Origin of the sequence: Bacillus cereus group sp. MG1 (assembly GCF_040460035.1) — a bacterium.
Classification (GTDB): Bacteria; Bacillota; Bacilli; order Bacillales; family Bacillaceae_G; genus Bacillus_A; species Bacillus_A cereus.
Window position 1 is genome coordinate 247364 of the sequence record NZ_JARVGY010000003.1, and the last position, 12445, is coordinate 259808.

Here is a 12445-nt window from a genome sequence, read left to right on the forward strand (position 1 = left end):
GCTATACGATTTCCGCTAATGTTAAATCAGCGTTTTCTTTTTCATATTCAAGATGAGCGCCAGTAACAGACTGAACAAACTCGATATTATATGCGAACTTATTTAACTTTGTACGAACATCCTTTTCAGACGTAGCCTCTAAATATAAAACTTTTGTATTTTCACGTACTGGAACCTCAGTTAATTTTTCTTGATAAAATACTTTAAAAATCATTTGGAAAACCTCTCCTTGTCTATGTTTTGCATTATCTGTTACTTATTATAAAGCAAACAGTCACGATTTTCATGTTTTTTCGAATGAGAATGAAGAAAAAGCCCGAAATGGGCACAATTTAAGCGATTGTCTTTTTACGGACTAGACCGTTTAAATAACGCTTGAGCTTTTTCTTCAGCTTCTTCAGCATGATTACTCCTTCCTTTCCTTATTTTAAACATGCCTATTACTAGTGAAAACTCTATCTCTGATATAAGAGATAGGACAAAAGTGAATGGTGAATCTTGTCCTTTCCCATACAGTGAAAGTTATTCTATAGTAACGATCAGTAGCCGTTAGTTATAGGTATAGTATGAGGAAGAATGGAAAAGAAAATTCATCCGAACAAGTATCTACATGTTTTACTAATATATATATGCAAAGTTTACAAATAAGGTCAGAAAGGGAACGCTTTCTTCACAGATGTTTAATATGTTATACTTTTTTTTAGAATTTGAAAAGTGATATTCAAAATAGGAATATAGAGTCCCAGAAAGGATTTTGACAAATGAATGATAAAATTGTCTTTTTTGATATTGATGGAACATTATTAGATCATGATAAAAAAATTCCGCAATCTACACGAGATGCAGTAAAACAGTTACAAGAAAAAGGTGTACATGTAGCAATTGCGACAGGGCGCGCGCCATTTATGTTTGAAGATATTCGCAGGGAACTTAATATACATAATTATGTTAGTTTTAATGGACAATATGTTGTCTTTGAAGATGAGGTAATATTTAATAATCCGTTACATCCAGATGCTTTACATAGGTTTACTCAGTTTGCAAAACAAGAAGGATATCCACTTGTATATCTTGACCATCAAGATATGAGAGCATCAGTGGAATATCATGATTATGTGAAAGAAGGCTTTGGAAGCTTAAACTTTGAGCATCCAGCATATGAGCCTAATTTTTATGAGGAACGTAATATTTATCAAACACTACTTTTTTGTGAAGTAAATGAAGAGGAAAAGTTTATTAATCATTATCCAGATTTTCATTTTATTCGTTGGCATGCATATTCAATGGATATCATTCCGAATGGTGGTTCTAAGGCAAAAGGAATTGAGAAATACATTGAAAAGTTAGGTTTTAATCGTGATCAAGTGTATGCATTTGGAGATGGCTTAAATGATTTAGAAATGATCGAAGCCGTTGGCACAGGTATTGTGATGGGAAATGGCCATGAAGACTTGAAAAAACTTGCAAATCATGTGACAAAGGATGTTAATGAAGACGGTATATATCATGGACTAAAGTGGGCTGGATTGCTATAAGTGAATATGGAACCCATTTCATAATAAAAAGGCGGAAGATTAACTTCCGCCTTTTTATTATTATCGCTCTAGAGGTTTGGAATCATCAGGAGCGGCAAAAGGATTTTCTTTATTGATATGGTCATAGAACATAACGCCATTTAAATGATCAATCTCGTGTTGGAATACGATTGCTGGTAAACCTTTTAAACGTAATTTTACTTCTTCTCCGTTAATAGAAGTTGCTTTTACTGTAATTCTTGTATAACGAGGAACATAACCAGGTACTTCGCGGTCTACAGACAGACAGCCTTCACCACCCTGTAAATATGTACGTTCAACAGAATGGCTAATGATTTTTGGATTGAATAATGCATGGCTATATAATGTACCATCCGCATCGGTTACATGAACTGCAATCATTTTTTTTGAAACACCGATTTGCGGAGCCGCTAATCCGATTCCAGGGCGTAAACTATATTTTTCAGCCATTTCAGGATCTTGGCTATTTATTACGAATTCAATCATTTCTTTTAAGGTAGTTGTATCTTCTTCGCTTGCCGGTAATGACACCTCTTCTGCAACGTTGCGCAAAATAGGATCTCCTTCGCGAATAACATCTTTCATTGTAAGCATATGTAATCTCTCCTTTCCTCTTTAGTCTACCAAAGGAGATGGAAAAAGTCATCGGCAAGAAAGGGAAGGCATTTTGGAAATTGTTCTATTATAGAGTAGTTATGTATGTGATAAAAAGAAAAAGACAGCAAAGCCGTCTTTTTCTTTCCATAGTTGTTTCGTTTTACATTAGCGAATGCAAGCAGCACCAACGATAATTAAAAGAATAAACAACACAACGATTAAGGCGAAGCCGCGTCCAGACCCGCCACAAGAACCGCCATAACCGTAGGAAGGATATGAACAAGTTGGATAGCAATATGAGTATCCGTACATGAGATGACCTCCTTTATCATTTCCCGCTAATACTGCGGTTACTATAATGTATGGAAGAGAGGGTAGAAATGTATAGGTATTTACCTAAAAAAGGAAGAGTAGTTTGTATATTTTTGTTACGAAGAGAGAAAAACTAAAGAGAATTAAATCGTTTACATATTATTCTAAGAGAAAAAATAAGTGAAAAAGGGAATAATATAACAGTAGGTCAATGCTTACTAATACAGATGTAAAAAATAAAAACACGTTTGTGTAGTAGAAACCTGCATATTATTTATAAAAAAACGTATTCAAAGTAATTGACATCGTAATTAGAATAGTTGTAAACTAAAAAACGTGATCAAGATTGTATTAATATGTTTCTGAAAAAACATTAGTACAGATTGTTAGGTACACAAAATTATTATCAACCGACATACAAACATGTTGGTTTACATCGTTGCGCTTTTTAAACTGGAAAATAGCCAGTGAAAGCGTTTCAGAATATGGTTCAAGAGAGGAAGAGGTGAACGGAATGGGTACTAAAACAAAAAAGACCCTATTTAATGTTGATGAGCAAATGAAAGCTATCGCAGCTCAATTTGAAACATTACAAATTTTAAATGAAAACGGTGAAGTTGTGAATGAAGCAGCTATGCCTGAATTATCTGATGATCAATTAAAAGAATTAATGCGTCGTATGGTGTATACTCGCGTATTAGATCAACGTTCTATTTCTTTAAACCGTCAAGGACGTTTAGGTTTCTACGCACCTACAGCTGGACAAGAAGCTTCTCAATTAGCAAGTCATTTCGCACTTGAAGCAGAAGACTTCATCTTACCAGGATACCGTGATGTACCACAATTAGTATGGCACGGATTACCATTATACCAAGCATTCTTATTCTCTCGTGGACACTTCATGGGTAACCAAATGCCTGAGAATGTAAATGCATTAGCTCCACAGATTATTATCGGTGCGCAAATCATCCAAACTGCTGGTGTTGCGTTAGGTATGAAACTACGTGGTAAAAAATCTGTTGCAATTACTTACACTGGTGACGGTGGTGCTTCACAAGGTGACTTCTACGAAGGTATGAACTTTGCAGGTGCATTCAAAGCTCCAGCAATCTTCGTTGTTCAAAACAACCGTTATGCAATCTCTACTCCAGTAGAAAAGCAATCTGCAGCTAAAACTGTAGCACAAAAAGCAGTAGCAGCAGGTATTTACGGAATTCAAGTAGACGGTATGGATCCATTAGCTGTATACGCAGCAACTGCTTTTGCTCGTGAGCGCGCAGTAAATGGCGAAGGCCCTACTTTAATCGAGACTTTAACATTCCGTTACGGTCCACATACAATGGCTGGTGATGACCCAACTCGTTACCGTACAAAAGATATCGAAAACGAATGGGAACAAAAAGACCCAATCGTACGCTTCCGTAAGTTCTTAGAAGCTAAAGGCCTATGGTCTCAAGAAGTTGAAGAGACAGTAATCGAAGAAGCAAAAGAAGATATCAAACAAGCAATTGCTAAGGCTGACCAAGCTCCAAAACAAAAAGTAACTGATTTAATGGAAATCATGTACGAAAAAATGCCTTACAACTTAGCTGAACAATATGAAATCTACAAAGAAAAGGAGTCGAAGTAAGCCATGGCTCAAATGACAATGATTCAAGCAATCACTGATGCTTTACGCGTTGAAATGAAAAATGACCCTAACGTACTTGTATTTGGTGAAGACGTTGGTGTAAACGGCGGTGTATTCCGTGCTACTGAAGGTTTACAAGCTGAATTTGGCGAAGATCGTGTAATGGATACTCCACTTGCAGAGTCTGGTATTGGTGGACTTGCAGTTGGTCTTGCACTTGAAGGATTCCGTCCAGTTCCAGAAATCCAATTCTTCGGTTTCGTTTATGAAGTAATGGATTCAATTTCTGGTCAATTAGCTCGTATGCGTTACCGTTCTGGTGGACGTTGGACTGCTCCAGTAACAGTTCGTTCTCCATTCGGTGGTGGTGTTCATACTCCTGAACTACATGCTGATAGCTTAGAAGGATTAGTGGCTCAACAACCTGGTCTAAAAGTTGTTATTCCATCTACTCCATACGATGCTAAAGGTCTTTTAATCTCTGCGATTCGTGACAACGATCCAGTTATCTACTTAGAGCATATGAAATTGTACCGTTCATTCCGTCAAGAGGTACCAGAAGGTGATTACACAATTGATTTAGGTAAAGCTGATATCAAACGTGAAGGTACAGATGTATCTGTTATCGCTTACGGTGCTATGGTTCACGCTGCATTAAAAGCTGCTGAAGAACTTGAAAAAGAAGGTATCTCTTTAGAGGTTGTTGACTTACGTACAGTTCAACCATTAGATATCGAAACAATCATCGCTTCTGTTGAAAAAACAGGTCGCGTAGTTGTAGTTCAAGAAGCTCAAAAACAAGCTGGTATTGCAGCTAACGTTGTAGCGGAAATTAACGACCGTGCAATCTTAAACTTAGAAGCTCCAGTTGTACGTGTTGCAGCTGCTGATACAGTATTCCCATTCTCTCAAGCAGAGAGCGTATGGTTACCAAACCACAAAGATATTGTTGAAGCTGTAAACAAAGTAATGAACTTCTAATTTTTAGCTTTTCATGTGCAAAAGAAATCAGCACATGCTGGTTTCTTTTGTACATATTCCATAATAATGAAATGAATCAGGGGGCTGAATTCCGTGGCATTTGAATTTAAACTACCAGATATCGGTGAAGGTATCCACGAAGGTGAAATCGTAAAATGGTTTATTAAACCAGGCGATGAAGTAAACGAAGACGATGTACTTCTTGAAGTACAAAATGATAAAGCAGTAGTAGAAATCCCTTCTCCTGTTAAAGGTAAAGTACTTGAAGTACTTGTAGAAGAAGGAACAGTTGCAATCGTAGGAGATACATTAATTAAATTTGATGCTCCTGGATACGAAAACCTTAAATTTAAAGGTGACGATCATGATGAAGCTCCAAAAGCTGAAGAAGCAGCAGTAGAAGCTCCAGCAGCGGAAGCTACTCCAGCAGCAACTGCAGAAGTAGTAAATGAGCGCGTAATTGCTATGCCATCTGTTCGTAAATACGCTCGTGAAAAAGGTGTAGACATTCATAAAGTAGCTGGTACTGGTAAGAATGGCCGTATCGTAAAAGCTGACATCGATGCATTTGCAAATGGTGGACAAACTGTAGCAGCAACTGAGGCTCCAGCAGCAGTAGAAGCTACTCCAGCAGCAGCGAAAGAAGAAGCACCAAAAGCACAACCAATCCCAGCTGGTGAATATCCAGAAACTCGTGAGAAAATGAGTGGTATCCGTAAAGCGATTGCGAAAGCAATGGTTAACTCTAAACACACAGCTCCTCACGTAACATTAATGGACGAAGTAGATGTAACAGAACTTGTTGCTCACCGTAAGAAGTTCAAAGCAGTAGCAGCTGACAAAGGTATTAAATTAACTTACCTTCCGTACGTTGTTAAAGCTTTAACATCTGCATTACGTGAATACCCAATGTTAAACACTTCTTTAGACGATGCATCTCAAGAAGTAGTTCATAAACATTACTTCAACATCGGTATCGCAGCTGATACAGACAAAGGTCTATTAGTACCAGTTGTTAAAGATACAGATCGTAAGTCTATCTTCACAATCTCTAACGAGATCAATGATCTTGCTGGTAAAGCACGTGAAGGTCGTCTAGCTCCAGCTGAAATGAAAGGTGCTTCTTGCACAATTACAAACATTGGTTCTGCAGGTGGACAATGGTTCACTCCAGTTATCAACCACCCAGAAGTAGCAATCCTTGGTATCGGCCGTATCGCTGAAAAACCAGTTGTGAAAAACGGTGAGATCGTTGCAGCTCCAGTATTAGCATTATCTCTAAGCTTTGACCATCGTTTAATTGACGGTGCAACTGCTCAAAAAGCGTTAAACCAAATTAAACGTCTATTGAATGACCCACAATTATTAGTAATGGAGGCGTAATAACAATGGTAGTAGGAGATTTCCCAATTGAATTAGATACAGTCGTTGTTGGTGCAGGTCCTGGTGGATACGTTGCGGCAATTCGTGCAGCACAATTAGGTCAAAAGGTAGCAATCATTGAAAAAGCTAACCTTGGTGGCGTATGCTTAAACGTTGGATGTATTCCTTCAAAAGCGTTAATCAATGCAGGTCATCGTTATGAGAATGCAATGCATTCTGATGACATGGGTATTACTGCAGAAAACGTAAAAGTTGACTTTACAAAAGTTCAAGAATGGAAAAACGGCGTAGTTAAGAAATTAACTGGCGGTGTTGAAGGCCTTCTTAAAGGTAACAAAGTTGAAATCATTCGCGGTGAAGCTTACTTCGTAGATGCTAATACATTACGCGTTATGACTGAAGATGCAGCTCAAACTTATACGTTTAAAAATGCTGTTCTTGCAACTGGTTCTACACCAATCGAAATTCCAGGATTCAAATACTCTAAACGTGTTATCAACTCTACAGGTGCTTTAAGCTTACCTGAAATTCCTAAAAAACTTGTTGTAATCGGCGGCGGTTACATCGGTATGGAATTAGGTACTGCATATGCTAACTTCGGTACAGAAGTTACTGTAGTAGAAGCTGGCGACGAAATCTTAGCTGGTTTCGAAAAAGCTATGAGCTCTGTTGTTAAACGTGCTCTACAGAAAAAAGGTAACGTAAATATCCATACAAAAGCTATGGCTAAAGGCGTTGAAGAAACAGAAACTGGCGTAAAAGTTAGCTTTGAAGTTAAAGGTGAAATCCAAACTGTAGAAGCAGATTACGTATTAGTAACTGTAGGTCGTCGTCCAAACACTCAAGAAATCGGTCTTGAGCAAGTTGGAGTTAAAATGACTGACCGCGGCATCATCGAAATCGATGAGCAATGTCGTACAAATGTACCAAACATCTATGCAATCGGTGATATCGTTCCTGGACCACCATTAGCTCACAAAGCTTCTTACGAAGGTAAAGTAGCTGTAGAAGCAATTAGTGGCCATGCATCAGCTATCGATTACATCGGAATTCCTGCAGTATGCTTCACTGATCCAGAACTAGCATCTGTTGGTTACACTAAAAAACAAGCTGAAGAAGCTGGAATGACTGTAACTGTATCTAAGTTCCCATTCGCTGCTAACGGTCGTGCATTATCATTAAACAGCACTGACGGTTTCCTACAACTTGTAACACGTAAAGAAGATGGTCTTCTTGTAGGTGCTCAAGTTGCAGGTGCAGGTGCTTCTGATATTATTTCTGAGATTGGTTTAGCTATCGAAGCTGGAATGACAGCTGAAGATATCGCTCAAACAATCCATGCTCACCCAACATTAGGTGAAATCACAATGGAAGCAGCTGAAGTTGCTCTTGGAATGCCAATTCACATTGTAAAATAATTTAAGTAATGTAAATAGCCCTTCTCTTATTGTAAGAGAGGGGCTATTTTTATTTTCATCAAATGACTTGCAAGGTCTTTAAACGTACTTGTCGAATGAATATATAATACTTTAACAAATGATTCAGGCTTAACTTACTTCGAAGGTAATATATATCATCCTATAATATGTAATTGATTCAAACTTACCCCCATATATTAATAAAATAGAGCATGTCAAAGGAGAAGGTTCCATGAAAATATTACATGTTATATTTTATCATTTACTACTATGGAGTGGCTTTTCCACTGTATTAACATTATCGAATGGTGATAAGTTTCATTATAAAGTTATTCTTTTTTTCGTATTTCTATATTTAGCCTATGTAATAGCATATTTTGTATTGCACGTAAGAAAGCAAGCTTTATTTCTTACATGTTCGAATTGTATATTATTTTTAATCATATTATCTATTTTTTAAATTAGCGTTTATAAAAATACATTGTTCTTCCATTAAATAATTGTAACTCTCCTTCTAATTTCTTCGCTAAAAAACGGCAAAATTCATTTGCTTTCCCTTTGTCACCAAATGTTGCATTAGGTGGTAAAGAAACTTGGATGAAAGATTGTTCATTTTCTATACCAACACCAATATAAATTGAGTCATACCGGTCGTGAGTGGATTGAAGTTTTAATGTTGTTGTAGATGTATCTAAAATTTCATAAGGAAAAGCGGTATTTGTATACGTGTAATTAATTTGGGCACCAGTTTTAGAAGTAACTGTTTTATAATAATGAAAAAGTTGTTTTATATCATCTATTGAAACTGATTGTTGGTTGGATTTCGGTACAAGCGTAATAAAGGCGTGTTGCATATAAGTTCCCCCTAGCTTAGTAGAATACTATCATTCTACATCCTACTGAATTTTTTGACAATTAAAAGGAGTATTACATGTTTTGTTTAATATACTATTAATGAAACGTGATGTAGAAAGGTGGAAACCAATGTTTGAAAAATTGTATGATGAGCATGAAAGTGTGAAGGTACGATTTTTAGGGTTTATGACACATGATACACGTTATGATTTTGGTGTTATTTATACAAATATGTTTTTTGGAAAGCCGCTCATTGTTTGTATGCAAACAGGAAGGTCTACTTTACTCGGACGAGATGATGTAGAGAATGTTCAATATATACAGGAGATTTTTAAATTAGGATCAGAAGAGGAAGCAAAGGAGTTAGCTCAGTTTTTCAAATTTCTAGTTCCGTCAACTTCTTTACATGCGGAATATGAAGAATAATTAATGTGAAACAGTCGTACTTATAAATATGGCTGTTTTTTTATTTTAATATCGCATACTAATTTAAATTAAAAATATTTAATGTGTTATACTAAAAACCTATTGACGTAAAAAGTATAACATATTAAAATAAAGACAGAAAGTTAAGCGGTTACAAAAAGTTTTTGGGATTATCAACTTAGGGGGAAATGAAAAATGGGAACAATCGTATGTCAAGATTGTGAAGGTACAATTGCACACTTCGAAGATGAGAAAGTAACGGTACTTTACGGGAAATGTGGATCTTGCGGATGTGATCACACAGAGCATACAAAAGCCCAATAATTGATAGGAAATGGACAGCTAAAAGTTTTTAGGACCATAAACTTAGGGGGAAATGAAAATGGGAACAATCGTATGCCAAGTATGTGAAGGAACAATCGGACATTTTGAAGACGAGAAAACGACGGTACTTTACGGAAAATGTGGAACAAATTGTGACTGTGCTAGAAAAGATAATGCGAAAGCTTAATGATAAATAAATAGATTACTATTAAAACTCAGGGGGAAATGAAAATGGGAACAATCGTATGCCAAGTATGTGAAGGAACAATTGGACATTTTGAAGATGAAAAATCAACAGTACTATACGGGAAATGTGGATCTCATTGCGAATGTGACCATAAAGAACATACAAAAGCTTAATAATAAGAAAAAGCGCCTACATGTGTAGGCGCTTTTTTAATAAATTGTAGTTGTATGACCAACTGTTGCAACGATTGCATCATCTCTAATTGGAATAAAGCTTATGGATGTCTGTGGTGTACTAGAAGAAGCATATTGGCTCATTATACGGCTATCGATACGGGTAATAGTATCGGTCAAGAAAGCTGAAATAAAAGCGTAAGGGACTCTTCGTTCATTTAATGAATAAATAATTTCTTCTTTTGTTTTTACACCCACGCCATGTCCGTAAAAAAAGAAATTTCCTAAATAGATTGTGTTTTCTCCTTGCCACTCAATCGTAGCTGGATTCACTTGTGGGTTTTTAAAGTAAACGAGGTCACCTGGAACAAGATCGCCACCGTTTTTTGTTATGAGCCTTAGATCTTGATCGTAGTCCCATGTATAAAGTAAAAGATTTGCAAATAGACGATTGAAAGTTTCTTCCTCATACAATGATAGTAAAGCTTTATAAAAAATAATGATCATAGCGGTTGCGCATTCAGTTCCATATAGTTTTCCATTTTTAAAAATATCTTGTATGGCAATAGAAGATGGTATGTTTGGAAGAAGCTCGAATCCTCCAAGGGATGTTCTTTTCCAATACTGGGGGTTGCAAAAGGATTGTTGAAATGTGCGAAACTGAAATCCACTTTGAAAAAGCTCTAGTGCAGAGATAATAATATTAACTCGTAAATTGAGATCAAAGCTGAGTTCATCAGCTGTTCGGAAGGAATAAACTTCTTGATTTCCTGCCATTATTGATAAAATTTGTTGTTTCTCTGCTGCAAATGGCTCATATTCATTTGTAATATAAGGATGTACAATAGAACGGCCTATTACAATCATAATAGTATCCCCACCTATACGTTACATTCTTAAGTATCGTATGAAGAAAAGGAAAAAAGGTGAAAAAAAAGCCTATCAACTGATAGGCTTGTACTCTTTAATAACACGTAATGTTTGTAATGTCATATCTTCAGGACCTTGTACAGGTAAACCTGCTTCTAAGTTTTTCCGAATATACTCTAAGTTTTCTTGTGTAATAATTTCCCCCGGAGTAAAGATTGGAATCCCTGGCGGATAAACCATAACAAAATCAGCTATAATACGACCCGCTGCATTTTCAAATGGGATGACTTCTGTTTCCGAATAAAAAGCATCTCGAGGAGAAAGTGCTAGCACTGGAATTTCTGGAATCTCTACTTGTACTTGAACACCTTTATCTGCCCTATTTCTAAATGTTGCTGCTAAATCGTGTAAAGCTGCAATAAGTGTATTTGTATCACTTTCTGTATCTCCCAAAGTGATAAGACATAGTATGTTGTATAGATCTGAGAGTTCTACTTCAATGTTATATTGCTCTCTAAGCCATACTTCAGCTTGGTGGCCGGTAATACCTAAATCTTTTACAGATACAATTATCTTTGTAGGATCATAGTTAAAGGTAGCATCTGTACCTAACATTTCTTTTCCAGGACAGTAAAGATGCTCAATAGAATTTATAGCATCACGAACATGCTCAGCTAATTGTATTGTTTGTTCTATGAGTGCTGTTCCTTCTGTAGCAAGACGTTTTCTCGCAACATCAAGGGATGCTAACAAGATGTAAGAAGTTGATGTAGTTGTAAGCATGCTAATAATAGATTGGACATGCTTTACATTCACTAAGCCTTCTTTCACATTAAGAATAGAACTTTGAGTTAAAGAGCCTCCTAATTTGTGAACACTTGTTGCTGCCATATCCGCACCAGCTTGCATCGCTGACATAGGTAATTCATCGTGAAAATGAATATGAACACCATGAGCCTCGTCGACTAGTACAGGGATGTTATAAGAATGTGCTAATTGTACAATCTGTTCTAAGTCTGCAGCAAACCCAAAGTACGTTGGGTTAATAACAAGTAAGCCCTTTGCATCTGAGTGCTCTTCCAGTGCTTTTTTGACAGATTGAATTGTGATTCCATGAGAAATACCGAGCTTCGGATCGATTTCAGGATGCATGAAAATCGGTTTTGCACCTGAGAAAATAATAGCTGACATTACTGATTTATGCACGTTTCGTGGTACTAGGATTTTGTCACCAGGACCGCAAACGCTCATCACCATTGTCATAATAGCGCCACTTGTACCTTGAATAGAAAAGAAAGTATGATCTGCACCGAATGCAGCGGCTGCTAAATCCTGTGCTTCTTTAATCATACCTTTTGGATGATGTAAATCATCGAGTGGCGCAATATTAATTAAATCAATTGCTAATGCATTATGCCCAATAAATTCGCGAAATGTAGGATCCATGCCCTGTCCTTTTTTATGACCAGGAATATGGAATTGAATTGGATTTCGCTTACTGTGCTCAACTAAAGCGGTAAACAATGGTGTTTCGTATTGGGACAATCTATACACCCCTTCTTCTTCATAATATTTAGTGTAATTTGTTTTATATAATCCTGCTCTAAAAAAGTGTAGCCTTTTTTAGAATAAGGCTTGTTTTTCTGCCATTCAAAAAATCGTTTTTGAGATGGTAGCTTCACTTTATTTTCTATAAAACAAAAGCATTATATCACCAATAATTATAGATGTAT

At 36.6% G+C, this 12445-nt stretch carries 16 protein-coding genes; 10 read left to right on the forward strand and 6 right to left on the reverse strand.

Features of this window, described 5'->3' with window-relative positions:
• Position 1 precedes the first annotated feature (1 nt).
• The gene (locus tag QCI79_RS31210) at positions 2-214 is read right to left on the reverse strand and encodes a DNA-dependent RNA polymerase subunit epsilon (protein ID WP_000576435.1); all 213 of its coding nucleotides are present in this window, start codon (positions 212-214) and stop codon (positions 2-4) included.
• A 547-nt stretch (positions 215-761) separates the two neighbouring features.
• Between QCI79_RS31210 and QCI79_RS31215 the strand changes: the two genes are divergently transcribed.
• Positions 762-1535 carry a Cof-type HAD-IIB family hydrolase gene (locus QCI79_RS31215; RefSeq protein ID WP_000998279.1) on the forward strand — a complete coding sequence of 258 codons (774 nt, stop codon included), beginning with the start codon at positions 762-764 and terminating at the stop codon, positions 1533-1535.
• Between the two features lie 60 nt (positions 1536-1595).
• Here the strand turns inward: QCI79_RS31215 and def are convergent, their stop codons facing one another.
• The gene (gene def, locus QCI79_RS31220; RefSeq protein WP_000957048.1) at positions 1596-2150 is read right to left on the reverse strand and encodes a peptide deformylase; all 555 of its coding nucleotides are present in this window, start codon (positions 2148-2150) and stop codon (positions 1596-1598) included.
• A gap of 168 nt (positions 2151-2318) precedes the next feature.
• Entirely contained in the window at positions 2319-2465 is a 147-nt protein-coding gene (locus QCI79_RS31225) for a YjcZ family sporulation protein (protein ID WP_000274562.1), read from the reverse strand.
• A 514-nt stretch (positions 2466-2979) separates the two neighbouring features.
• On the opposite strand from QCI79_RS31225, the gene pdhA reads away from it, so the two are divergent.
• The 5 genes from pdhA (at position 2980) to QCI79_RS31250 (ending at position 8337) form a co-directional block, all read left to right on the forward strand.
• Positions 2980-4095 (forward strand): pyruvate dehydrogenase E1 component subunit alpha, encoded by a 1116-nt coding sequence (gene pdhA / locus QCI79_RS31230; RefSeq protein ID WP_000536895.1) that lies wholly within the window; start codon positions 2980-2982, stop codon positions 4093-4095.
• A 3-nt stretch (positions 4096-4098) separates the two neighbouring features.
• Complete coding sequence (gene pdhB / locus QCI79_RS31235) at positions 4099-5076, forward strand: pyruvate dehydrogenase complex E1 component subunit beta (RefSeq protein ID WP_000068168.1); 978 nt, start codon at positions 4099-4101, stop codon at positions 5074-5076.
• Between the two features lie 93 nt (positions 5077-5169).
• Entirely contained in the window at positions 5170-6459 is a 1290-nt protein-coding gene (gene pdhC, locus QCI79_RS31240) for a pyruvate dehydrogenase complex dihydrolipoyllysine-residue acetyltransferase (protein ID WP_000863419.1), read from the forward strand.
• A 5-nt stretch (positions 6460-6464) separates the two neighbouring features.
• Positions 6465-7877, forward strand: coding sequence for a dihydrolipoyl dehydrogenase (gene lpdA, locus QCI79_RS31245; protein WP_000260104.1), 1413 nt, complete (start codon positions 6465-6467; stop codon positions 7875-7877).
• A gap of 232 nt (positions 7878-8109) precedes the next feature.
• Positions 8110-8337: a hypothetical protein gene (locus QCI79_RS31250; RefSeq protein WP_000697469.1), complete on the forward strand. Its 228-nt coding sequence runs from the start codon at positions 8110-8112 to the stop codon at positions 8335-8337.
• A gap of 1 nt (position 8338) precedes the next feature.
• On the opposite strand, the gene QCI79_RS31255 is transcribed toward QCI79_RS31250, so the two are convergent.
• On the reverse strand, positions 8339-8731 hold the full coding sequence (locus QCI79_RS31255; protein WP_001163302.1) for a DUF1885 family protein: 393 nt from the start codon (positions 8729-8731) through the stop codon (positions 8339-8341).
• A 130-nt stretch (positions 8732-8861) separates the two neighbouring features.
• On the opposite strand from QCI79_RS31255, the gene QCI79_RS31260 reads away from it, so the two are divergent.
• The 4 genes from QCI79_RS31260 (at position 8862) to QCI79_RS31275 (ending at position 9842) form a co-directional block, all read left to right on the forward strand.
• Positions 8862-9158 (forward strand): DUF3055 domain-containing protein, encoded by a 297-nt coding sequence (locus QCI79_RS31260; protein WP_000462038.1) that lies wholly within the window; start codon positions 8862-8864, stop codon positions 9156-9158.
• A 195-nt stretch (positions 9159-9353) separates the two neighbouring features.
• Entirely contained in the window at positions 9354-9482 is a 129-nt protein-coding gene (locus tag QCI79_RS31265; protein WP_000536778.1) for a GapA-binding peptide SR1P, read from the forward strand.
• A gap of 58 nt (positions 9483-9540) precedes the next feature.
• Positions 9541-9669: a GapA-binding peptide SR1P gene (locus QCI79_RS31270; RefSeq protein WP_000536803.1), complete on the forward strand. Its 129-nt coding sequence runs from the start codon at positions 9541-9543 to the stop codon at positions 9667-9669.
• Positions 9670-9713: 44 nt separating this feature from the next.
• Entirely contained in the window at positions 9714-9842 is a 129-nt protein-coding gene (locus QCI79_RS31275; protein WP_000536796.1) for a GapA-binding peptide SR1P, read from the forward strand.
• 36 nt (positions 9843-9878) lie between these two features.
• On the opposite strand, the gene QCI79_RS31280 is transcribed toward QCI79_RS31275, so the two are convergent.
• Both QCI79_RS31280 and speA read right to left on the reverse strand, forming a co-directional pair.
• Positions 9879-10709, reverse strand: a complete 831-nt coding sequence (locus QCI79_RS31280; protein ID WP_000635342.1) for a protein-glutamine gamma-glutamyltransferase — start codon at positions 10707-10709, stop codon at positions 9879-9881.
• A 75-nt stretch (positions 10710-10784) separates the two neighbouring features.
• Positions 10785-12257, reverse strand: coding sequence for an arginine decarboxylase (gene speA, locus QCI79_RS31285; protein ID WP_000084904.1), 1473 nt, complete (start codon positions 12255-12257; stop codon positions 10785-10787).
• Between the last annotated feature and the right edge of the window lie 188 nt (positions 12258-12445).